The following is a 22634-nucleotide window of genomic DNA, read 5'->3' as shown; positions in this document are numbered from 1 at the left end:
ACGCCAAGAGGAGAAAGCCCTCTCCCGCCGCGCTCTGCGGGCGCGTCGACCTCCCCCGCAAGCGGGGGAGGTTCAGCGAGTTTGCGGCTCGATCGGAGGTCATGTGGCGAGAGCCATGGCAGAAAGATCAGACGCGAATTGTAACTATTTGTCGAGCCATGCGTCCTTGAAGCCGTCATTGACCCCGATCCCCGTGGTGATCAGGTTCTTGACTTTGCAGCGCATGATGGTCGGGAATTGCAGCTCGAGCATCCAGGCCACCGGCACGTCCTCGACCAGGATCTTCTGCGCCTTCTCGTAGATCTCCTTGCGCTTGGTGTCAGGGGTCGCGACGGCGCCATCGGCGAACAGCTTGTCGATCTCCGGGTTGGAATAGCCTTCGACATTGTTGAAGACCTGGCCCTTGGCGATGGCGCTGGAGACGTAATTGCGTCCCACCCCGAGCGCGGGATCGCCGTACTGGTAGAGATAGGTGAAGGCGATGTCGTAGTCCCAGTCGCCGATCTTCTGGTTGCCGCCGGCAACGTCGGTGGCGATCGTCTCGATGTTGATGCCGACGTCCTGGAGGTTCTGCTTCACCGCTTCACCCCAGCGCTGCCAGGTTTCGCCATAGGCGAGCGGCAACAGGCGGATCTTCTCGCCCTTGTAGCCGGCTTCCTTCAGCAGTGCCTTGGCCTTGGCCGGATCGTACGGATATTTCTTCACGTCGTCGGTGTAATATTTGATGGTCGAGGCCGACGGGCCCGTCGCGACCTTGCCGAGCCCGTTCCAGATCACGTCCTTGGCGAAGTCGCGGTCGATCGCATACATGACCGCCTGCCGCACCCGCTTGTCCGCGAGCGGACCCTGGCGGTTGTTGAGCCACAGCCAGGCCAGCGGCGAGAAGAACTCCCAGCCGGCGCCGGTGACGCAAGTGTCCTTCAGCTTGGACAGGCGCGGCACATCGAAATTCTCGACCGAGCCGCCGGGCAGCACGTCGACCTTGCCGGTCTCATACGCCACCGAGCGGGCGGCGGCGTCGGGAATGATCTGCCAGTAGATCTCGTCGATGTAGGGTTTGCCCTTCTCGTAATAGTTCGGATTCTTGACCAGGCGGATGAACGAGCCCTTCTGCCACTCCTTGAACATGAAGGGGCCGGTGCCCACAGGCGCGTTGTTGTAGGGATTGGTCTTGAAGTCGGTGCCTTCATAGAGATGCTTCGGCACCATCGGCATCGAGCCAACCTCGAAGATGCCGAGGAACGGGCCGAACGGCTGCTTCAGCGTGAACACCACCGTGTAGTCGTCGGGCGCCTCGACCTTGTCAACCTGGGCGAGGTTGTTGCGGGCGCGCGCGTGGGTCTGCTTCAGCATCTCGACCGAGAACAGTACGTCCGCGGCGGTGAAGGGCTTGCCGTCATGCCAGGTCACGCCCTTCCTGAGCTTGAAGGTGTAGGTCTTGGCGTCCTCGCTGACGCTCCAGCTCTCGGCGAGTTCCGGCTGGGGTTCGAGCTTGGGGCTGTAGCGCAGCAGCCCCTCGAAGATGTTGCCCGACACCATCTGGGTCGGGCCGTTCTGGACCATCGCGAGCATCAGGCCGGGTGGCTCGGGCTGGATCACGGCATTGATCACACCCCCCGTTTTCGGCTCTTGCGCCAGTGCCGGGGCCGTGAGGCCGCAAGCCAGGAGGAGACCAAGCAACACTCGTTTTGGCATGTCGTATCTTTCTCAACCGAGACCAGCCGTAAACGCTTCGCAACGTCCTCGCGCGCAAAGCGACGGCCGGCCCATCCCAGTCCCCATCCAATATCGAGGCTCACATAGTCTCGTTCGGCGCCGCAAGATGAAAGTCGCGACAGTGTTCGCACAAAAAATGTACAGCGCGTCCTGTTTTCACTTGATTCATTCTCCCGTCACGGAGACAAGTCCGCCATGGACAACGCCACGCGCTCCGAACGCTCCCGCAACGCTGCGCTTGAAGCGGCCATCGCCATCATCGCGCGCGACGGGCCGGGGCGGTTGACGCTCGATGCGATCGCGCGCGAGAGCGGCCTCAGCAAGGGCGGCGTGATGCATCAATTCCGCACCAAGGAGGCGGTGCTGAAGGCGCTGCTCGAACGACAGATGGCGCGGTTCGAGGAGTTCTCGAACGATTATATGGCAAAGGTGAGCGCGACCTCCGCCAATCCCAATCTGGCGACCCAGCTCGCCACCGTGCGCGAAGCGGCGACCTCGCCGAATTCTGCCGCGCTGGCGCTGGTTGCAGCCATGGTCGAGAATCCCAACCTGATGGCGCTGCCGCGCGAGCGCGAGATGGAGAGGATGGCGGCGATCAGGGACGAGGCCGCCGACCCCGACCTTGCGATGCTGCGCTGGGCCGGAGCGATGGGCTTGCTGCTGAGCTCGCTATTTGGCATGTCGCCGCTCAACAAAGACGAGCACCAGCGATTGTTCGCGCGTCTGCTCGACGATGCGCAGTGGATCGGCCTCGAACAGCCGGCCGCAAAGCGTGCCGCTAGATCCAGTGCGGCATCGACGGCAAAGGCCGCAAGCCCGCGCAAGCGCGCCTGATTCATCGTTAACAATTCATCCGTGGCTGCCCAAAGCCGCGCCTGCGACCAAATGTGCCAATTTCCATTTTTGAACTTTACAAACCAACTGGTCGGTTTTATAGCGGTCAACTCATTGGCCTGACCGGCGATCTCAATGGTCCCCGCGCCGATAAGGAATGGGCGCAAGTGCCGGCACCGAAGCCGATCCCGGTTAAGGGAAAATAGGAGCAGCATTGTCTGCGGCCATGCTCGCGAACGACATTGTGTCAGGCGCTGTTGCGCCAAACTCCGTCATCGAGCGTAGCGAAGCAATCCAGAGTCCCACCGAGGAGGCAGTCTGGATTGGTTCGTCGCTTCGCTCCTCGCAATGACGGCGTGGAGGCAATCGAAGTCCCAAATTTGATCCGGATCAAAGCCAAGTCGTCGCTTCTGCGATCGAATAGCAACTGGGATAGCGTGTTGCGCGTCCTGGTTCTTGCAGACGTGAGACGATCGATGGACATGTACGCCACGAATATCCCTGCCGGTAACGACAGCGGGCCCGATGCCGTCGGGCCGCAGCCGGATGAGGGCGTGCAACGCTGTCTTCAACTGCTGAACGAGGCTGGCCTCCGCCCGACGCGCCAGCGCTTGACGCTCGGCCAGCTGCTGTTCCTGAACGGCCATCGTCACGTCACTGCGGAGAAGCTCTATGACGAGGCGATGGCGGCGAACATGTATCTGTCGCTCGCGACCGTCTACAACACGCTGAACCAGTTCACCGAAGCCGGCTTGTTGCGCCGGATCGCGGCCGACGGCATCAAATCGTTCTTCGACACCGACACATCCGTGCATCCGCATTTCTACCTCGAAGGCGACGATGTGCTGGTCGACGTCGCCGAGGGCCTGACTTTCACCAGGGTGCCCGAGGCGCTTCCCGGCCACGAGATCGCGCGGCTCGACGTCATCGTGCATCTGCGCCGCAAGCGCGCGTAGCACCACTGTGCTCTTACCCTCCCCCTCCAGGGTCCCTCCAGGGGAGGGTAAGAGGAATCACCGCAACCCTGCGCGCCGAAATCCCTCCAGATAGTGCTCGCGATCGGCCTCATTGGCCCACGGCAATTGCGTCGCGATCCAGTGCAGCGAGATGCCGGGCTGGGTGCGGCGGAGCTCGCCCAGCGCGGTCTCCGCAAGCTTTCCGTCGCCGGTCATGCCGGCGGAGACCGCGAGCACGCGGTAGGCGCCGGTGAGGTCGCCGCGGTGGCGGATCGCCTCGCGCGCGAGCGCGATCGCCTCGTCATAGTGCCGCTCGGTAAAGCGCGCGTAGCCGGCGATGCCATGATAGATTGCCAGCGAGGGATCGCGCGGCGAGAGCCGGATCGCCCTCTGCGCCGCCTCGAACGACTCCTTCGAGCGTCCGGCATAGGACAGCGCCAGCGCGTAATAGCCCTGCGCCAGCGAGAAGTTCGGATTGAGCGCGAGCGCCTGCTCGAACTCGGACAGTGCGTCGGCCAGCCTACGGGTCGAGAACAGGACGCTCCCGAGCGCGGCATGCGCCCAGGCATCCTCATGGTCGCAGCGCACGGCAGCGAGTGCGGCGGCTTCCGCGACCGGCGCCACCGTGGCAAGCTCGGACCAGCCGAGATGCACGCCGAACATATGGTTTGCCGCCAGCACCGACAGCGCCTGACCATAATTCGGATCGATCCCGATCGCGCGCTCCAGCAGCGCCTTCGCCGTCTCGTGATCCCGCCGTGTCACGCGCCAGTAGTGCGACAGCGCCCGCATCAGCAGATCCCAGGCATCCAGGCTCGCCGGCGGTTTGCGGTGAGCGCGAAAACTTTCCGCCGCATGGATTTGCGGCTCGATCGCCGCCACGATCGCGTTGGTGATCTCGTCCTGCACAGCAAAGACGTCGATCAGCTCGCGGTCGTAGCGTTCGGCCCAGAGATGGCCGCCCGATGTGGCGTCATTGAGCTGCGCGGTGATGCGCACCCGGTTGTCCGCCTTGCGGACGCTGCCTTCGACGATGTAGCGGACGCCGAGTTCCTCGGCGATCTGCCTGACGTGGACCGCGCGTCCCTTGTAGGTGAAGGACGAGTTGCGGGCGATCACCATGAACCAGCGCTGCTTCGACAGCGCGGTGAGGATGTCCTCGCTGATTCCGTCGCCGAAATAATCCTGTGCGGGATCGCCGCTCATATTCTCGAAGGCGAGCACCGCGACGGCCGGGCGGTCCGACACGGTGTGCGGCCGCGCAGGAACGGATACAGCGGGCGCAGATGAAGCCGCCAGGTCTTTCCGGATTTCTTCCTGGACTTCGCCGACGAAACGAAAACCCTTGCGCGGAATGGTCTTGATCAGCCGCTGGGTCGCGCCGTCATCGCCAATCGCCTTGCGCGCAGCGTTGATTCGGCTGTTCAGGGCGGAATCGGAGACGATGCGGTCGCTCCAGATCTGGCTGATCAGGTCATCCTTGCTGACCACACGCGCGCGTTGCGCGACCAGATAGAGCAACAAATCGAATACTTGCGGCTGCAACGGCACGGCGACCCCGGCGCAGGTGAGTTCCCGCAGGTCGCCGTCGAGCACATTGTTTTCAAAGCAAAATCGCACGTTTTCGTCGTCTCAAGCAAAACTCAAAGGCGTCTCAGGCGAAAATCAATTGTCAGCGAAAGTCTCAGGCCCGTCCGAGGTGCATGGTGGGACTACCAACAAGTGCCGATGTTTTGGCACAACGGAGCTTTCCATGTCCCAGATTGATCAGGTTCATTCGATCAGCCCGGCGGTTGCGGGCTCACGCATATTCAAGTTCGTCGCCTTTCTGTACGGAATTGCGGCATATCTCGTGTTTTTCGTCACCATCCTCTACGCCATCGGCTTTGTTATGGGGCTGGTCGTGCCGAAGACCATCGACACTGGAACCGCCACGCCGCCGGTTGAGGCAGTCATCGTCAATCTCCTCCTGATGTCGCTGTTCGCCATTCAGCACAGCGTGATGGCGCGTCAGAGCTTCAAGGCCTGGTGGACGCAGTTCGTCCCGAAACCGGTCGAGCGCAGCACCTATGTGCTGCTGGCGAGCCTGTCGTTGCTGCTCCTGTTCTGGCAGTGGCGTCCGATGCCTGCGGTCCTATGGGAGGTCCAGGATCCCGATCTTGCCGTGACGCTCGTCACATTGTCCTTCGCAGGCTGGGTGCTGGTGTTCATCTCGACCTACATGATCAACCATTTCGAATTGTTCGGCCTGCATCAGGTGACGAACCATCTCATTGGCAAGGAAGCGGCGCCTGCGCGGTTCAAGACGCCGCTGCTCTACAACTTCGTTCGCCATCCGATCTATCTCGGCTTCATCATCGCGTTCTGGGCGGCGCCGGTCATGACCGCGGGCCACCTGCTGTTCGCCGCCGTGACGACGCTCTACATCTTCGTCGGTATCGCGCTGGAGGAGCGCGACCTCATCGATCTCTTCGGCGACGACTACCGGCAGTACAAACAACGCGTGTCGATGCTTATTCCCTGGCGCAGATCAGTATAGTCTTGGCCTCGTTCCGCGCGTCCACCGAGAGGAGGATGCGCGGGGCGCCGACACGCGATAACGATCCTTCATCATGGAGACAACAATGAAACATGTCGGAAACTGCTTCTGTGGCGCGGTCACGGTCGAGGTCACGGGCGCGCCGGAGGCGATGGGCTATTGCCATTGCCGCTCCTGCCGGTCGTGGTCGGGCGGGCCGGTGAACGCCTTCAGCCTGTGGAAGCCTGAAGCCGTGCGCATCACCGAAGGCGCCCAGAACGTCGAGACCTTCGCCAAGACGCCGCTCAGCCAGCGCAAATATTGTAGGAAGTGCGGCGGTCATCTCATGACCAACCATCCGCCGCTCGGCCTCGTCGACGTCTTCACCGCCACCATCCCGACGCTGGCGTTCACGCCCGGCGTCCACGTCAATTACGCCGAGACGGTGCTGCCGATGCGCGACGGTCTGCCCAAGCTGAAGGATTTTCCTGCCGAGTTCGGCGGCAGCGGTGAGATGATGCAGGAGTAGGTCGCTTCGCCTCTCCCCGCTTGCGGGAAGAGGCCGGATTGCATCGAAGATGCAATCCGGGTGAGGAGGAGCCTCCGCGAGTCGAACTGTCACCGTCCCTGCGGAGACTCCCAATTACCCTGACCCTCTCCCCGCAAGCGGGGCGAGGGAGAGGTCCTCACCTCATCCCGGCGCGACGCAATCCGTCCAGATAATGCGCGCGATCCTCTTCGCGCAGCATCGGCAACTCGCGCGTGATCCATGCGAGTGAAATGCCGGGCTGGGCGCGGCGCAGACCTTCCAGGGCGGACGCAGCGAGAGCCGAGCTTCCCGACATGCCGGCGGCGGCGGTCAGCACACGATGCGCACCGACGAAATCGCTGCGTTGCCGTAGCGACTCGCGTGCCATCTGCACGGCGCCTTCGTAGTCGCGACCGATGAACCGGGCATAGGCCGCAACTCCGCAATAGATCGCGGCGAGCGGATCGCGCGGACTCAGCCGCAGCGCACGGCACGCGGCGGCGTCGCCGTCCTGCCATCGTCCCGCGTAGCACAGCGTCACGCCGTAGAAGGCGTACGCCATCGCGAAATTCGGATTGAGCTTGAGAGCCAGCTCGAACTCCGCCAGTGCGTCGTCGAAGCGGCGGCGGAATAGATAAGTATAGGCGAGGCCGTGATGCGCCCAGGCGTCGTCGCGATCGGCCTCCACCGCCGCCAGCGCCGCGCGTTCGGCGACCGGCACGGTTACAGCCATGTCCGCCCAGCCCATATGCGCGCCGAAGATATGGCTGGTCGCGAGCAGGCCCAGCGCCTTGCCATAAGCGGGATCGATCGCGATCGCCTGTTCCAGCAGCCCTTGCGCGGCGGCATTGTCCTCGCGGGTGATGCGCCAGTAATGCGACAATGCGCGCATCACGAAATCCCAGGCATCCAGGCTGCCCGGCGGCTTCTGCTGGGCGCGGAAGCTCTCGGCGGCATAGAGCTGCGGCTCGATCGCCGCGACGATCGCCTCGGTGATCTCGTCCTGCACGGCGAAGACGTCGGCCAGCTCGCGGTCGTAGCGCTCGGCCCAGAGATGGCTGCCGGTCGAGACGTCGTTGAGCTGCGCCGAGATGCGCAGGCGCTCGCCGCTACGCCGCACGCTGCCTTCGACCACGTAGCGTACGCCGAGTTCGCGCGCGACCTCATGGAGGTGCACTGCGCGACCCTTGTAGACAAAGGACGAGTTGCGCGCGACGACGAAGAACCAGCGCAGCTTCGACAGCGCGGTGATGATGTCCTCGCTGATGCCGTCCGAGAAATAGTCCTGCTCGCGGTCGCCGCTCATATTGGTGAAGGGCAGCACGGCGATCGCGGGCCGGTCGGGCAACGCAAGCGTGGGCTGCGGCGCCGGTGCCCCGCGGCCGGGTTCCGGAACGGCTGCACCACGCTTCGCCTCGACGTCGCCGACGAAGCGAAAGCCCTTGCGTGCGATGGTGCGGATCAGCGCCTGGTTCGCGCCATTGTCGCCGATTGCCTTGCGCGCCGCGTTGATCCGGCTGGTCAGGGTCGATTCGGAGACGCTGCGGCCGTGCCAGATCTTGTCGATCAGCTCGTCCTTGCTGACCACCCGATCGCGGTTCTCCATGAGATGCACGACCAGGTCGAAAACCTGGGGTTCCACGGCAATGGGAACCTGCTCGCGGCTCAGCTCGCGCCGGTCGGTGTCGAGGAGATGATCCCGGAACAGAAATTGCACGTCGAAAACTCAGTCCTCACAACGGCATCAGGCAATAATAAAATCAAAATGGATTTCGACTTGAAGTCTGTGAGTCCGCCGAACGGTCTGTCAGGTTCACCACGATCGCGTGATGGCAGTCATGCGGTTTCGGATGGGAATACCAGCCGCTAAGCGAGTGCGGCGATTTAGGTCAGATGCCGCGATTTGGGCTCTCTCTCGTCATTCCGGGGCGCGCCGCTTGGCGCGAGCCCGGAATCCATTTGTCCGCATCGCTTGCCGCCCAATGGATTCCGGGCTCGCGCTTCGCGCGCCCCGGAATGACGGGAGTAGTGCCTTTGTCCATTGCCGAACAGCGCGGCCTGCGTAAGCTGCCTTCACAGAAAACACCCAGCCACGAAGAAACGCCCATGCCCGCTTTTCCCGCATCGACCACCGTGCTCGACTCCATGCTGTTCCGCGATGCCTTCGGCACGCCTGAGATGCGGGAGGTCTTCTCCGATTTTGCGCTGGTGGGGCGCTATGCCGAGGTCGAGGTGGCGCTGGCGAAGGCTGAGGCCAGATGCGGCGTGATCCCGCAGGATGCCGCCGACCAGATCGCGGCCCGGACCAATGTTGCCGCGCTCGATTTCGATCTGTTGCGGCGGGAGACCGACATCGTCGGCTATCCGATCCTTCCCCTGGTGCATCAGATGGTGAAGCAATGCGGCGAGGCCGGCCGTTACCTGCATTGGGGCGCGACCACGCAGGACATCATGGACACCGCGGTAGTCCTGCAACTGCGCGCCGCGCTCGAGATCGTCGAAAAGGACATTGCCGAACTCCGTCGTATCCTCGCTGACCTCTCCAAGCGATATCGCGACACGCCGATGGCGGGCCGCACCCATCTGCAGCAGGCGCTGCCGGTAACGTTCGGCTACAAGACCGCGATCTGGCTCGCGATGTTCGACCGCCATGCCGAGCGGCTGGCGCAGTTGAAGCCGCGCGTCCTGGTCGGCCAGTTCGCCGGCGCCGCCGGCACCCTGGCCTCGCTCGGCGACAAGGGGTTCGAGGTGCAAGAGGCGCTCTGTGCCGAGCTGAAGCTCGGCGTTCCCGCCTCGACCTGGCACGTCGCTCGCGACGGCTTTGCCGAAGCCGTGAACTTCCTGGCGCTCGTCACCAGCTCGCTCGGCAAGATCGCGCTCGACATCATGATCATGGCCTCGACCGAATTCGCGGAAGTTTACGAGCCCTTCGTCAAGGGGCGCGGCGCCTCCTCCACCATGCCGCAGAAGCGCAACCCGATCTCCTCCGAGCTGATGCTGGCGGCGTCCAAGGCGGTGCGCCAGCATGCAAGCCTGATGCTCGATGCCATGGTGCAGGATTTCGAGCGCGCCACGGGTCCCTGGCACGCCGAATGGATGGCGATCCCCGAAAGCTTCGTGCTGAGCGCCGGCGCGCTGCACCAGGCGAAGTTTGCGCTCGCAGGCCTCATCGTGGACGAGGCGAAGATGAACGACAATCTCGCTATCAGCCGCGGCCTGATCGTGGCCGAAGCGGTCATGATGGGGCTCGCCCCACAGATCGGACGGCAGGAGGCGCATGACGTGGTCTATGACGCCTGCCGGCTCGCCAATGAGAAAGGCTTGACGCTGGCGGATGCGCTCTCATCCGACTCCCGCGTTTCGAGCCGCATCGACCGCGCCACGATCGAGGTGCTCACCTCACCAAAAAATTACCTCGGGCTTGCCCCCGCCATGGTCGACCGGGTGCTGAAATCGGCAACGCGTTGAAAACCAATATGCGTGAAACTGCGTATCTTATCCGTGTCGCAAGGTGCTCGCGCACTTGCGCCTCGCGATGCTAGGCTTAGATTGAATGGGAGACTTTCGGCAGAGGGCCCCGCATGACTGATCACCGCAATTCCGCTACTCCCATCGATCCCGCGAAACTCGACCGGCTGGCCGAGGTGGCGGTGAAGGTGGGCCTGGGCTTGCGGCCGGGACAGGATCTTCTTCTGACGGCGCCTGCCATCGCGCTGCCGCTGGTGCGGCGGATTGCCGTGCACGCCTACAAGGCCGGCGCCGGCATCGTGACGCCGATCCTTTCGGACGAGGAGATGACGCTGGCGCGCTACCGCCACGGCCAGGACAACAGTTTCGATCGTGCCGCCGGCTGGCTGTACGAGGGCATGGCCAAGGCCTTCTCGGACAACACCGCGCGGCTCGCCATCGTCGGCGACAATCCGATGCTGCTGTCGGGCGAGGATCCGTCGAAGGTGGCGCGCGCCAGCAAGGCCAACTCCATGGCCTATCAGCCGGCATTGGAAAAAATCGTCAATTTCGACACCAACTGGAACATCATCGCCTATCCGAGCCCGTCCTGGGCCAAGCAGGTTTTTCCTAATGATCCCGAGGACATCGCGATCGGCAAGCTCGCGGATGCGATCTTCGCCGCGTCTCGCGTCGACCGCGAGGACGCGATCAGCAATTGGGCGAGCCACAATGCGGTGCTGCGCGAGCGCACCAACTGGCTCAACGGCCAGCGCTTTCGCGCGTTGCAATATTCGGGTCCCGGCACCGACCTCACCATCGGGCTCGCCGACGGCCATGAATGGGAGGGCGGTGCCTCACTCTCCAAGAACGGCATCAGCTGCAACGCCAACATTCCGACCGAAGAGGTTTTCACCACGCCGCATTGCCGCCGCGTCTACGGCCACGTCGTGAGCTCGAAGCCGCTGTCCTACCAGGGCACCCTGATCGACAACATCGCGGTGCGTTTCGAGGACGGCAAGATCGTCGATGCCAAGGCCTCGCGCGGCGCAGAGGTGCTGAACAAGGTGCTCGACACCGACGAGGGCGCGCGCCGCCTCGGCGAGGTGGCGCTGGTGCCGCATTCCTCGCCGATCTCGCAGAGCGGGCTGTTGTTCTACAACACCCTATTCGACGAGAATGCGGCCTCCCACATCGCGCTCGGCCAATGCTACTCGAAATGCTTCATCAACGGCGCGCAGCTCACGCCGCAGCAGATCGCCGCGCAAGGCGGCAACCAGAGCCTGATCCATATCGACTGGATGATCGGCTCGGCCGAGACCGACATCGACGGCATTCTCGCCGACGGCAGCAAGGTGCCGGTGTTCCGCAAGGGCGAGTGGGCGAAGTAGCTTGCTTCACCTCTCCTGTAGGGAGAGGTCGGATCGCATCGCAGATGCGATCCGGGTGAGGGTTTACGCTTTCACCAAATGCCGCGGCCCCTCATCCGACCTCTCCCCGTCGGGGAGAGGTAAGCATCCCGGCGACAGTCTTCCCCAGGCCCATGGTCTGGCGTGCTGTCTCACGCCGCGGCGTTGCGCAGTATCGGGTTGTTGTCGATGCTGAAGCGGTTGAACAGCGTCGTGAACGGGCTGCCGTCGGTGGCCCGCACGATGGCGTCGGAAGCAGCGACTGCCTCGTAGAGCGCGCCGACGGAATCGTCCGGCTCGGGCAGGTCGAGCGCGTCGCGGATTTGCTCGCGGGCCTCGTTGAGGTCGTCCTCGTTGTCGAGTGTCGCCTCCAGCGCATCCGCCGCGCGCCGCATCTCCACGAGATCACCGCCGGCGGAAAATTTGAGGATGTCGAGCCAATAGGGGCGAGCGACGACGAGCTGCATGAACGCCTCGAAATTCTCCGCGATAATGCCAGCGCGCCCCTCTGACGACACGTAGAGCACATTCTGCGACGGCAGCAGCACAAACGTGCCGCCGGAACCGTCGCTGCCGATCTGCCGCGGGCTTTCGATGTCGTCGATAGTGAACCAGGGCTCCTCGTCCGGCCCGAAGGAAACATCGAGGACGCCGAGCCAGGCGACGACCTCGCGGTTGGCTGTCAGAGCCTCGGGCGTGACGGGCATCGGCATTGGCTCCTTCCATGGTCACTTTCGCGCATTTTGTCGCACCCCGGAAAAGAGGGGTTCATGTGCGCGAATTCGCAGCGGAATCTCAACGTTAGCTGCTTCGCACCTGCAACTTAGGGCTGATTGTCGGTGCCTGCGTAAGGAAGAATTAAAAGGCGGTCACTAGCGTTGCGATCATCATTGGAAACAATCCGGGCTCCGACCCGGCCAAACCTATTTTATTCCCTGAGGAAACAGATGTCGCGCGCAATGATTGAAATCGGCAGTTGCAATGTGGATCTCGAGCTGCGGCCGATCGAGCCGTCCTGGATCATCGACGGTAACCCGGTGTCGCGCTCGCGCGTCCTGTCCACCAGCGCCGACGGCACGGCCCAGACCATCATCTGGGCCTGCACCGAGGGGCGCTTCAACTGGTACTACGATATCGACGAGACGATCATGATCATGGAAGGATCGATCGTGCTCGAAAGCGACGGCATGCCGCCGAAGCGCTACGGCCCCGGCGACGTCATTTTCTTCCGCGACGGCGCGCATGCCAAATGGCATGTCGAAGGCCACGTCAAGAAGATCGCGTTCTGCCGCAAGACCAATCCCGTGATGATCGGGTTCCTGATCCGCGTCGTCAACAAGCTGAAGAAGATGTTCACCTCCACCGGCGAACGCCGTCCAGCCTCGTTGATGGGTGCAGGCTAGAGCTCACAAAGTTTCAAGGACGCTTCCCAGCGGCCACGACGGAAGAGGGGTCGGGATCAACATCCGGGCCCCTTTTCTTGTCACGATGGCAGTTCGAGCCGATAGAAATCAATCGCGGTCTGTGAGAACAGTGCCGTCTTCTCGGCCTCGCTCAAGGGCGCCGCGATGCGCTTGAAGGCGTTGAAGATCACCTGATAGCTGCACTGGCCTTTGTCCGGCGGGAAATTGCTCTCGAACATCGCGCGTTTGGGTCCGAACGCTTCGATGCAGGTTTCGACATAAGGCCGCCAGGCCGTGGCAAGCTCCTCGGATGACGGCGGCCTCGCGCGCAAATGGAAGTCGTAGCCGAGCAGGCACATTGCGAGCCCACCGAGCTTAACCACCACGTTCTCGCATTTCGCAATCTCCTGGATCGAGGCGCGCCACTGCGGAAACACTTCCTCCCGCCTGCCGGCAAAGCGTCCGACGCCGGCCGGGCCGCCGCAATGGTCGAGCACGATCCTGGTATCGGGAAAGGCGCGCGCAAGCTCGGTGAGCTCGCCGATCTGCGGATGAAACAGCCAGGCATCGAAGCTGAGGTTCAGCGGCGCGAGGCAGGCGAATCCCTTGCGGAAGGTCGGATCCCGCAACAGGCCCTTCGGCCGGTTCGCATAGATGCCGGCGACGACGGGGTCTTCGTCCCAGGCCGAGGAATGCCTGATGCCGCGGAAGCGGCCGTTGCCCGCCGCGATTTCCGCTTCCAGCACCGGCTTGGCCGCGTCACCCAGCAGCAGATTGGCGTGGCTGACGATGCCCGCACAGATCGCCGCCTTGCCGTAAGCACCGCTCGCGCTCATCGCGGCGACGCCATTGGCGAACTCGACCTCGCCGATGGGCCGGAACGCCTCTGGCCCATGCGCGCGATACATCGAGCGGCAATCGACATAGACGGTTGCAATGATGTTGTGGCCGGAGGCGATGTCGGCTGCCATCTCCTCGATCAGATAGCGATGCCCGCGATTCCAGAGGTGGTGGTGAGGATCGACGATCGGCCGGGCCGCATCGATGATCTCCTCCTGGTGCTGCGCGAGCCAGTCCTCGCGCGGCTCGACAAACAGCCCGCTCGTATTGGCGGGCAACCCGCTTGCGGCCATAGGCGTTCGCTCCCTCTGTATTCTTGTGCTGGGGAGCCTAGCATCTCATGTCTTCGTGCAGCAGCGCACGTTGCGCAACCGCACCCGTCATCGCGAGCACAGCGGCGGTGTGACCGATATCGACTAGATGAAGCTCGATTGCCGCCACCCGGAAGGTGCGCTCCCTCTCCCGCTTGCGGGGGAGGGCTGGGGTGGGGGTGCCGCCACAGAGAGATTCCCAGTGTGGAGAGAGCCCCCACCCGCGCCTTCGGCGCGACCTCCCCCGCAAGCGGGAGAGGTTGTCGCGCGCCCGGAGCTGACTGATTCAAGAGCGATTCGATCTTAAGCCTTGCGCCGCTTCGCCTTCACGTCGACGACGAGCCGCCAATCGGTTGCCGTCGCAGGCTTGACCTCGCCGAGCCAGTGGAAGGAATCGCCGGTGATCTCCGTAAAGCTCCAGCGCGTCAGCTCGCCGGCTTCGGTCGTGCCTTCCTGCACGATGTCCGCGCCGCGCGGACGGCCGATCTGCTGCCGGAACACGCTGCGGCCGGGATCGAACCAGGAAATCCGCCATGCGGCGATGGTTGGGTCATAGACACGTAGCGTCGTGCCGTACCAATTGCCGGCGATCGGAAAGGCCGGGCTGCCCGCGGGACGAGGAATCATCCACACGTCCTGCACGGCGCGCCCTTCCAGCACCCAGCCAAAATGGATTTCGCCGGGCGCGGCGTACTTGGTTCCATCGGGCCCGTGGGCGATGATTTCGGCGTCCCAGTCGCCGACGAAACGGCCGTAAAGCTGCAGCGCCGCCGCGTGCTCCGGGTTCGGTCCGTCCGCGTGCAACAGTCTCGCAAAATCTGTCATGTCGATCTCCTGTTGCCAGGAGATCAGCACGAACGCGCCTTAGCGGACTTGGAGAAAATTGCGCGTCAGACCCCGTCGAGGATGATCACCGTCGGCTTCGACGGCAGCGCATCCCGCGAGATCCGGAACGACCGCTCGATGCGCTGGTCGATCTCGAACTGCTGGCCGATCCGGCGTATGAAATCGTCGAGCGGTGTAGCGAAGCGGTGCATCGGCAGCACCACCGAGGAGCGCAGCCGTTTGGTGATCTCGGAGATGCCGTCCAGCGACATGGTGTAGGTGCCGTCGATCGGCACCATCACGATGTCGAGCCGCCCGATCTGGGCGAAATGGCTGTCGTCGAGCTTGTGGTGGAGATGGCCGAGATGACCGATGCAGAGGCCTGCGACCTCGAAGATGAAGATCGAGTTGCCGTCGCGGATCATGTCGGCGCCGGAATCGTCGCCGAAATAGCGGCGGATGTCGGTGGTGACATTGCGGATGAAGGTGTCGCCGATGCGCTCGGAGATCACCGCGGGCTTGCCGTCCTCGCCCCAGCCATGCAGCACATGGGGAATGCGCTTGTCCGGGAACAGGGTGTAGTGGGTGCTGTGGGCCCGGTTCATGGTGACGACATCGGGGCGCCGTCCCACCTGATAGGCGCCGCTATAATCGGTGGCGATGCGCAGGCCCCCGGGCGTATCGATGAAATAGGTGGAGTGGCCGGCATAGGTGATCTCGACCTCGGCTGAGCCTGCGGCGTGCCGGAACGCGACCGGCAGCGCGCGGGGCGCCGCGTTCGCCATCGCCAAGCATTCGCTGCGTTGAGGTGGCTGCTGGGCGAGGGCAGGAGCCATCAGCCAGCCGAGGAACGCAAGAGCCGTCAGCAATAGTCGGGTCATCACAAGACTGTCCGTGGTTCAGCCGGCAGTCCAATCAGTGTATCGTCGAATCATCCCGACGTCATGCAGCGCTAAGGCGTCCGCGCCAATCCGCCGCTTGCCTCGATCAGTTTCACGGCCTTCTTGTCGAAAGACACGAAGGTGTCGGCTCCGAGCCAGTTGCCTTCGTGGGCGATGACGCCGTCGGCGAAATCGCCGCCGGCATCGAGCAGCGCCAATCCTGCTTCCGCTACTGGACGGTTCGCCGCTACATTGGCGGCATTGATCAAGCGTCGAATTGAAATCGCGATGTCGGCAGCAGAAATCTTGTAACCACGTGAGAGAACCCAGGTCAGCTCGCACAGTGCGGTGATCGAGATAGCTATCACGTCTGCCTTCCTGAGAATGGCCTGAGCCGCCTTGCTCTGCTCGGCATCATCCTCGACGAGAACCCGTACCAATACGTTGGTGTCGGGTGTTATTTTCATCGCTTGCCAGCCCAGCCGTCAGCGATAATCTCGTTCATCTCCTCGATCGACAACGACCGCGCATTACTTTTTGTCTTTAGAATGCCGAAAGCATCTGAGATCTTGCCGGTGGGTCGAGCTGCTTTCACTTCAACGCGCCCGCCCGGAAGCTTTTCGATCGAGATCTTGTCACCCGGATGCACACCTAGGTGCTCCAGCAAATCCTTCCGCAGCGTGACTTGTCCTTTGGCTGTGACGGTAAGCTCACCCATAGGCCGCCTGTAAGGTTTCTGACATTCAAAGAAATGTAAGGCAAATCAGCCTTACTTTCAAGGTGGCCCTCGCTCACACCTTTTATTATTCGCGCCTTGGGCTGAACTTCCAGGTGATGGCGATGAGGCTGGCTGTGATCAGGCCGCTGACGAGGCCGGCGATGGGGAGAGCAAGCAGCAGTGCGGCGCTGGCGGCCCAGCCGATCGAGGAGAAGGCTTCGGCAAAGGTCGCAAGCCGCGAGGAAGTCTGGCGGCGGCGGAACTGGCTGCGCCGCGCCTGCACCCGGAACCAGAGCTGGATCGCGGTGGCGGAAGCTGCGCTGATGATGATCGCGCCGGCGCTGATTGCCGCCTGGAATGGCGAGGCGAAGGCCAGTGCCGCAACCAGGGGGCAGAAGATCACGGCGGTCGCGATCAGCACCACCTCGATCTTGGCACGGATGACGCTGGATGGCGTCAGCGGCGCGGTCGCGACCAGGTCGGGCGCGTCCTCGCCCGAGATGGTCAGCCAGGCAAGCCCGCCGGCGAGCTGTCCGGCAGCCATCACCATGACAGGCGTGATCAGCGTCAGCGCCGCCGAACTGTCGGCAAAATTGCGCCAGAGCAGCAGCGCCGGTGGCACCAGGTACAGAAGCTGCATCAGGGTCTGCGAGATCAGCCAAGGATCGCGCCAGAGCAGCGAAAATTCCTTGCGCCGCAGCGCCTGCTGCCGCGATCCGCCGCGGAAGGGGCGCTCCTTGGCGCGCACGCGGCCGGCTGTGCCATACGCCGCCGCGTCGATGGCGGTGTCGGCAAAGCGGCGTGAGAAGATCGCCATGACGCTTCCGAGCAGCACCAGCCCGAGCGCGAGGAGCAACAGCAGCGCTTCGCTGTCGCCCATGGTCGCCCGCGCCGGCCACCACCAGATGCTGTCGACATCGGGCGCGTGGGCGGCCACGCGACCCGAGGTCAGGATGGTGAAGCGCGATAGCGTGCCGTAGGACATGATCGCGGCGACCTGGAGCGCGATCACGAAGCCCGCGCCGATGATCGCGGCGAGGATCTGGGCGATCAGGCGCGTCCGCGCCGGGCCGATCAGCCGAAACAGGAGAATGGTGACGGCAATCGCGATTGCAGCTGCCGAAAGGCCCATCGCGATCACGACGCCGAACGCGCTCAGCCATCGCGCGCCGCCGCCGATCACCAGCACGTCGATGAAGGGCGTCGAGAACAGCAGCGCCATCATCGTGACGGTGAGCGCGATCGCGGCAATGCGCACCGAGAACAGATTGGCCAGCCTCGCCGGCGAGGACATGATGAGGTCGAGATCGGCGCGGGCGTAAAACACCCGCGTCACCGATTCGATCGCCTGCGACAGCATCAAGGTCCAGGCCAGAAAGATCGTCGCCGAGATCACGATTAGCGAGGATTTGTCGAGCGGCAGTTGCGGGTCGGCGAAGCGGCCGATCACGGCCCAGGCCGGCAGGTGCAGGAGTGCGGCGAAGAACAGCAGGCCGATCATGGCGGCGCGTGCCCGCTTGCGCCGTCCGCCCGTCATCATGGCGAACCATTCGCGCCAGGCGAGCCGGAGCTCGTGACGGGCGAACCAGGACAGCGCGGTCGCCGAACTCATGCGGCGTCCGGAAGCGTCACCAGCGCGATGAAGAGGTCTTCGAGGCTGGTGTCGGCATGGCCGTTCTGCCGGCGCAGCTCGTCGAGCGTGCCTTCGGCGACCAGTTGGCCCGATGCGATCACGCCGATGCGGTCGGCCATGCGCTCGGCCACCTCCAGAATATGCGTGGTCATGATCACGGTGCAGCCGGCGCGGACGCGCTCGCTGAGGAGGCCCTTCACATGGCGGGCGGAAACGGCATCTAACCCCGTCAGCGGCTCGTCGAGGATGATGAGGTGGGGATGGTGCACCAGCGCGCCGGCCAGTGCCACCTTCTGGCGCATGCCCTTGGAAAAACCCTCGCAGCGTTCGTGCCGGTGCGGCGCGAGACCGAGCGAGCCGAGAAGCTCCTGCGCAACCGGTTCCGAGCTAGTCGGCGCGATGCCCCAGAGACCGGCGACGAACTCGAGATATTCGAGCGGTGTCAGCTTGTCGTAGATCATCGGCTCGTCGGACACCCATGCCATCACTTGCTTGGCGGCGACGGGGTTTTGGAGCGCATCGATGCCGAAGATCGAGACGCTGCCGGCGTCGGGCCGCAACAGGCCCGCGACCATGCGCAGGGTGGTGGTCTTGCCGGCGCCGTTGGGGCCGACCAGGGCATAGAACTCGCCGGCATGAATGGTGAGATCGAGGCCATCGACCGCCAAACGGTCAAAACGCTTCGTTAACCCCACGACTTCCAGCGCCGAGCTGCCCGGCTTCATGACGTCCACCATCCGGTTTTGCATCGCCCGCGACCATGACTTGAAGATGTTTCGGCACCGTGAATCTACGGCCGACAAATTCCGTCATCCTAAAGGCAGGTCACCGTTTGTTGACAGCGCTTGGCGGTTCAGGCTGAATTGGTCTCGGACAAATGGCGCTGACGCAGCGAAACGACTGCGTAGCGACTGGACACAAGATGCGACAAGGCGGTCAGGAAGAGCCGCCGGTTGCGTCGGGAGGATGCGCGGCGATGCTGGATTTCGTTCAGCAGCTGGTCAGCGGTGTTGCGCTCGGCTGCGTCTACGGCCTGATCGCGCTCGGCTTCGTGCTCGTCTACAAGGCCACCGAGGTCGTCAATTTCGCCCAGGGCGATCTGATGATGCTCGGCGGATTCTTCGCTTTCACCTTCATCGGCATGATGGGCCTGAACTACTGGATCGGCTTTGCCGGTGCGGTGGCCGCCATGGCGCTGTTCGGTATGCTGGCCGAGCGCGTGGTGGTCCGGCCGATCCTCGGCTATCCGCAATTCTCCATCATCATGGCGACGATCGGGCTCGGCTATTTCCTGCGTTCGATCGCCGGCATGATCTGGGGCACCGACGATCTGAAGATCGAGACGCCGTTCAGCCAGGGCGTGCTGCGCATGGGCTCGCTGGTGCTCGCCTACGACAAGCTCTCGGTGATCGCGGCGACGATGATCCTGTGCACGCTGCTCTGGCTGTTCTTCAACAAGACCACGCTCGGCACCGCTATGCGCGCCAGCTCCGAGAACATGCTGGCGGCCTATTACATGGGCATTCCGGTCAAGCGCGTGGTGTCGATCGTCTGGGCCATCAGCGCGGCGGTCGCGACCTGCGCCGGCGTTCTGCTGGCGCCGATCACCTTCATTCACTCCAATGTCGGCCTCGTGCTCGGCCTGAAGGCGTTTCCGGCCGCCGTGCTCGGCGGCTTCGGCTCGATCCCGGGCGCAGTCGTTGGTGGCGTGCTGATCGGCGTCATCGAGAGCATGGCCGGCTTTTATTTGCCCGAAGGCTGGAAGGACGCCGCGCCATACATCGTGCTGCTCACCGTGCTGCTCTTGAAGCCTGAAGGCCTGTTCGGCCTCCACGTCCGCAAGAAGGTCTGAACGCCATGCGCTTCCTGTTCAAGACCGACTATGAAGACGACATCAAGCTGTTTCCGCATTCGGGCTACGTCGTCACCTACGGCATCCTGATCGCGCTGCTGCTGATCGCACCCTACGTGCTCTCCAGCTATCTGATGAGCCAGCTCGTCTTCGTCTGCATCTATGCGACCGTCGGCGTGGCGCTGCTGATCCTCACCGGCTTCACGGGGCAGGCTTCGCTCGGCCACGCCGCGTTCCTCGCGATTGGGGCCTATACTGCGGCCTATTTGCAGAAATACAACGTGCCGTTTCCGGTCTACTTCCTTGCCGCGGGAGCCTTGACCGGCGTCATCGGTGCGTTGGTCGGCTTTCCCGCCCTGCGCCTGACAGGCATCTACCTCGTCATCGCCACCATCTCCTTTGCCTTGATCGTGGAGGAGGTCCTGGCGCGCTGGGAGACCGTCACCAACGGCAACGAGGGCATGCGGGTCAAGACGCTGTCGCTGCTCGGCGTCACGGTCCCGCGTGACAGCCCGGCCTTCTACTACCTCTGTCTTGCCGTGCTGGTGCTGACCATCATCGGCACTCTCAACCTGTTGCGTTCGCCCACGGGGCGCGCCTTCGTCGCGATCCGCGACTCCGAGACGGCGGCGCGTAGCATGGGCGTCAATGTCGCGCTCTACAAGGTCAAGTCCTTTGCGATCTCGGCGGCGATCACCGGCCTTGCCGGCGTGCTGTTCGCGCACAAGCTCTCCTTCATCTCGCCGGAGATGTTCACGCTTCAGCTCTCGATCGAATTCATCATCGTGATCCTGATCGGCGGCGCCTTCAGCCTGCACGGCGCGGTGCTGGGCGCGATCTTCATCGTCATGATCGACCCGTTCCTGACTTACCTCAAGGACGACATGCCCGGCATCATCGCCGGCATCACCGCGACATTTGGTGCGAGCCCGACGACTGCGGGCAACGTCCAGTCAAAAGTCGCGGCCTTCGCCTCGCTCAACGGCCTGAAAGGCGCGATCTACGGCATCATCATCGTGCTGTTCGTGCTGTTCGAGCCGCTCGGACTCTACGGCCGCTGGCTGAAGATCAAGCTCTTCTTCCAGCTGTTCCCGCTCTACAAGCGCGCCACCTTCAAGCGGCAGAAGATCTACGTGAAGTCGGAGCGCAACCGATGAGCTATTTCCGCGCCGAGAACCTGTCGCTGCATTTTGGAGGCCTCAAGGCCGTCGATGCGGTCTCGTTCGCGGTCGAGAAGGGTGAGATCCTCTCGATCATCGGTCCTAACGGCGCCGGCAAGAGCTCGATCTTCAACCTGATCTCGCGGATCTACCGGCCGACCTCGGGCCGCATCTTCTTCGAGGACCAGGACATCACGGAGCAGCCGCCCTACGACATCGCCAAGCTCGGCATCGCCCGCACCTTCCAGAACATCGAGCTGTTCGACAACGCGACCGTGCTCTCCAATCTGCTGGTCGGCCGCCACCGCCATTCCACCACGCAGCTCTGGCAGGAGCTGCTGTTCCTGCCGAGCGTGCGGGCCAACGAGAAGGTGCACCGCCGCCGGGTCGAGCAGGTCATCGAATTCCTCGATCTCGAACCCTATCGCGACAAGCTGATCTCGGGCCTTCCCTACGGCGTGCGCAAGGTGATCGAGCTGGCGCGTGCGCTGTGCTCGGAGCCGAAGCTGATTCTGCTCGACGAGCCGTCCTCCGGCCTCAATGTCGAGGAGACCGACGACATGTCGTTCTGGATCCGCGACTTGAAGAACGAGCTCGGTGTTACCGTGCTGATGGTCGAGCACGACATGTCGCTGGTTACCCGCGTTTCCGATCGCGTCATCGCGCTGAACTACGGCCGGGTACTCGCGATGGGCTCGCCGGCCGAGGTGCAGCAGCACCCCGACGTCGTCGCCGCGTATCTGGGAGCCTGAGGCGATGGATGCTACCGCGACACCCGAGACCATCCTGAAGCTCTCGAACATCGAGAGCTATTACGGGCCGATCATGGCGATCCGCGGCATCTCGCTGGAGGTGCCGCGCGGCCGCATCGTCACGCTGCTTGGCGCCAATGGCGCCGGCAAGACCACGGTGCTGAAGACCATCTCGGGCATCCTCGATCCGCAGAAGGGCGCGATCGAGTTCATGGGCAAGCCGATCCAGCGCATGGAAGCCGACAGGATCGTGCGGCTCGGCCTCAGCCACGTGCCGGAGGGGCGCGAAGTCTTCCCGTTCCTCTCGGTGCGCGAGAACCTGATGATGGGCGCCTATCCGCGCCGGGATCGCGACGGCGTCGCGGAAGATCTGGAGCGCGTCTATGGCTATTTTCCACGCCTGAAGGAGCGCATCAACCAGCCGGCCGGTCAGCTCTCCGGCGGCGAGCAGCAGATGCTGGCGATCGGCCGCGCCCTGATGAACCGGCCGACGTTGTTGCTGCTCGACGAGCCGTCGCTCGGCCTGTCGCCGCTGCTGGTGAAGGAGATCTTCACCATCATCCGCCGCGTCAACGAGGAGCAGGGCATGTCGATCCTGCTGGTCGAGCAAAACGCCAAGGTGGCGCTGGAGACCGCGCATTACGGCTATGTCCTGGAGATCGGCCGGATCGTGATGAACGACACCTGCGACCGCTTGATGCATTCCCAGGACATCCAGGAATTTTACCTTGGCGCCAAAGAAGCGGGCGCTAGAGGCGAACGGCGCTGGAAAAAGAAGAAAACGTGGCGTTAGATGGAACAGCCCCTCCGTAAGACATAGACCGCCGGCAAGGCAGGCAGCGGAAGGGAA

22 protein-coding genes are annotated in these 22634 nt (G+C 63.4%); 11 read left to right on the top strand and 11 right to left on the bottom strand.

Annotated elements, in window-relative coordinates; all coding sequences use genetic code 11:
* Nucleotides 1-144: 144 nt before the first annotated feature.
* Nucleotides 145-1695, bottom strand: coding sequence for an ABC transporter substrate-binding protein (locus tag LRP30_RS40005; RefSeq protein WP_249758350.1), 1551 nt, complete (start codon nucleotides 1693-1695; stop codon nucleotides 145-147).
* Between the two features lie 216 nt (nucleotides 1696-1911).
* On the opposite strand from LRP30_RS40005, the gene LRP30_RS40000 reads away from it, so the two are divergent.
* Together LRP30_RS40000 and irr are read left to right on the top strand one after the other, a co-directional pair.
* Complete coding sequence (locus LRP30_RS40000; protein WP_249758349.1) at nucleotides 1912-2550, top strand: TetR/AcrR family transcriptional regulator; 639 nt, start codon at nucleotides 1912-1914, stop codon at nucleotides 2548-2550.
* A gap of 476 nt (nucleotides 2551-3026) precedes the next feature.
* Complete coding sequence (irr, locus tag LRP30_RS39995; protein WP_249758348.1) at nucleotides 3027-3506, top strand: Fur family transcriptional regulator Irr; 480 nt, start codon at nucleotides 3027-3029, stop codon at nucleotides 3504-3506.
* A 57-nt stretch (nucleotides 3507-3563) separates the two neighbouring features.
* Here irr and LRP30_RS39990 read toward each other — a convergent pair whose 3' ends face one another.
* A complete protein-coding gene (locus tag LRP30_RS39990; RefSeq protein ID WP_249758347.1) occupies nucleotides 3564-5126 on the bottom strand; it encodes a winged helix-turn-helix domain-containing tetratricopeptide repeat protein in 1563 nt (520 codons plus the stop codon).
* A gap of 133 nt (nucleotides 5127-5259) precedes the next feature.
* Here LRP30_RS39990 and mddA point away from each other — a divergent pair, with 133 nt between their 5' ends.
* The gene (gene mddA, locus LRP30_RS39985; protein WP_249758346.1) at nucleotides 5260-6045 is read left to right on the top strand and encodes a methanethiol S-methyltransferase; all 786 of its coding nucleotides are present in this window, start codon (nucleotides 5260-5262) and stop codon (nucleotides 6043-6045) included.
* A gap of 85 nt (nucleotides 6046-6130) precedes the next feature.
* The gene (locus LRP30_RS39980; protein WP_249758345.1) at nucleotides 6131-6553 is read left to right on the top strand and encodes a GFA family protein; all 423 of its coding nucleotides are present in this window, start codon (nucleotides 6131-6133) and stop codon (nucleotides 6551-6553) included.
* A gap of 157 nt (nucleotides 6554-6710) precedes the next feature.
* Here the strand turns inward: LRP30_RS39980 and LRP30_RS39975 are convergent, their stop codons facing one another.
* Nucleotides 6711-8270 (bottom strand): winged helix-turn-helix domain-containing protein, encoded by a 1560-nt coding sequence (locus LRP30_RS39975; protein ID WP_128936786.1) that lies wholly within the window; start codon nucleotides 8268-8270, stop codon nucleotides 6711-6713.
* Nucleotides 8271-8659: 389 nt separating this feature from the next.
* Between LRP30_RS39975 and pcaB the strand changes: the two genes are divergently transcribed.
* Both pcaB and LRP30_RS39965 read left to right on the top strand, forming a co-directional pair.
* Nucleotides 8660-10021, top strand: coding sequence for a 3-carboxy-cis,cis-muconate cycloisomerase (pcaB, locus tag LRP30_RS39970; protein WP_249758344.1), 1362 nt, complete (start codon nucleotides 8660-8662; stop codon nucleotides 10019-10021).
* A 113-nt stretch (nucleotides 10022-10134) separates the two neighbouring features.
* Nucleotides 10135-11391 (top strand): aminopeptidase, encoded by a 1257-nt coding sequence (locus LRP30_RS39965; protein WP_091885349.1) that lies wholly within the window; start codon nucleotides 10135-10137, stop codon nucleotides 11389-11391.
* Between the two features lie 170 nt (nucleotides 11392-11561).
* On the opposite strand, the gene LRP30_RS39960 is transcribed toward LRP30_RS39965, so the two are convergent.
* Nucleotides 11562-12116, bottom strand: a complete 555-nt coding sequence (locus tag LRP30_RS39960; RefSeq protein WP_249758343.1) for a hypothetical protein — start codon at nucleotides 12114-12116, stop codon at nucleotides 11562-11564.
* A gap of 240 nt (nucleotides 12117-12356) precedes the next feature.
* Between LRP30_RS39960 and LRP30_RS39955 the strand changes: the two genes are divergently transcribed.
* Nucleotides 12357-12812, top strand: coding sequence for a cupin domain-containing protein (locus tag LRP30_RS39955; RefSeq protein WP_249758342.1), 456 nt, complete (start codon nucleotides 12357-12359; stop codon nucleotides 12810-12812).
* An 80-nt stretch (nucleotides 12813-12892) separates the two neighbouring features.
* On the opposite strand, the gene LRP30_RS39950 is transcribed toward LRP30_RS39955, so the two are convergent.
* The 7 genes from LRP30_RS39950 to LRP30_RS39920 form a co-directional block, all read right to left on the bottom strand.
* Nucleotides 12893-13945 (bottom strand): amidohydrolase family protein, encoded by a 1053-nt coding sequence (locus LRP30_RS39950; RefSeq protein ID WP_249758341.1) that lies wholly within the window; start codon nucleotides 13943-13945, stop codon nucleotides 12893-12895.
* A 321-nt stretch (nucleotides 13946-14266) separates the two neighbouring features.
* Nucleotides 14267-14788: a hypothetical protein gene (locus LRP30_RS39945; RefSeq protein WP_249758340.1), complete on the bottom strand. Its 522-nt coding sequence runs from the start codon at nucleotides 14786-14788 to the stop codon at nucleotides 14267-14269.
* 65 nt (nucleotides 14789-14853) lie between these two features.
* Nucleotides 14854-15669: an MBL fold metallo-hydrolase gene (locus LRP30_RS39940; protein WP_249758339.1), complete on the bottom strand. Its 816-nt coding sequence runs from the start codon at nucleotides 15667-15669 to the stop codon at nucleotides 14854-14856.
* A gap of 71 nt (nucleotides 15670-15740) precedes the next feature.
* Nucleotides 15741-16136: a type II toxin-antitoxin system VapC family toxin gene (locus LRP30_RS39935; RefSeq protein ID WP_128956874.1), complete on the bottom strand. Its 396-nt coding sequence runs from the start codon at nucleotides 16134-16136 to the stop codon at nucleotides 15741-15743.
* Nucleotides 16133-16387, bottom strand: coding sequence for an AbrB/MazE/SpoVT family DNA-binding domain-containing protein (locus LRP30_RS39930; protein ID WP_128936777.1), 255 nt, complete (start codon nucleotides 16385-16387; stop codon nucleotides 16133-16135). Before LRP30_RS39930 ends, LRP30_RS39935 begins: the two co-directional genes overlap by 4 nt.
* Nucleotides 16388-16472: 85 nt before the next feature.
* Nucleotides 16473-17999 carry a permease gene (locus tag LRP30_RS39925; protein ID WP_249758338.1) on the bottom strand — a complete coding sequence of 509 codons (1527 nt, stop codon included), beginning with the start codon at nucleotides 17997-17999 and terminating at the stop codon, nucleotides 16473-16475.
* Entirely contained in the window at nucleotides 17996-18745 is a 750-nt protein-coding gene (locus LRP30_RS39920; protein ID WP_128942110.1) for an ABC transporter ATP-binding protein, read from the bottom strand. Before LRP30_RS39920 ends, LRP30_RS39925 begins: the two co-directional genes overlap by 4 nt.
* Nucleotides 18746-18996: 251 nt before the next feature.
* Between LRP30_RS39920 and LRP30_RS39915 the strand changes: the two genes are divergently transcribed.
* Genes LRP30_RS39915 through LRP30_RS39900 form a run of 4 tightly spaced genes read left to right on the top strand, consistent with a single transcriptional unit; the run spans nucleotide 18997 to nucleotide 22577 of the window.
* Nucleotides 18997-19872, top strand: coding sequence for a branched-chain amino acid ABC transporter permease (locus LRP30_RS39915; RefSeq protein WP_128936774.1), 876 nt, complete (start codon nucleotides 18997-18999; stop codon nucleotides 19870-19872).
* 5 nt (nucleotides 19873-19877) lie between these two features.
* Nucleotides 19878-21029 carry a branched-chain amino acid ABC transporter permease gene (locus tag LRP30_RS39910; RefSeq protein ID WP_249758337.1) on the top strand — a complete coding sequence of 384 codons (1152 nt, stop codon included), beginning with the start codon at nucleotides 19878-19880 and terminating at the stop codon, nucleotides 21027-21029.
* Nucleotides 21026-21784 carry an ABC transporter ATP-binding protein gene (locus LRP30_RS39905; protein ID WP_249758336.1) on the top strand — a complete coding sequence of 253 codons (759 nt, stop codon included), beginning with the start codon at nucleotides 21026-21028 and terminating at the stop codon, nucleotides 21782-21784. The genes LRP30_RS39910 and LRP30_RS39905 overlap by 4 nt, the downstream gene beginning before the upstream one ends.
* A gap of 4 nt (nucleotides 21785-21788) precedes the next feature.
* Nucleotides 21789-22577: an ABC transporter ATP-binding protein gene (locus tag LRP30_RS39900; RefSeq protein ID WP_008541389.1), complete on the top strand. Its 789-nt coding sequence runs from the start codon at nucleotides 21789-21791 to the stop codon at nucleotides 22575-22577.
* The last annotated feature ends 57 nt before the right edge of the window (nucleotides 22578-22634 follow it).

It is taken from the genome of Bradyrhizobium sp. C-145 (assembly GCF_023375135.1).
Lineage (GTDB): Bacteria > Pseudomonadota > Alphaproteobacteria > Rhizobiales > Xanthobacteraceae > Bradyrhizobium > Bradyrhizobium zhanjiangense.
The sequence above is the reverse complement of the archived record's forward strand: the minus strand, read 5'-3'. Positions and strand labels throughout refer to the sequence as shown.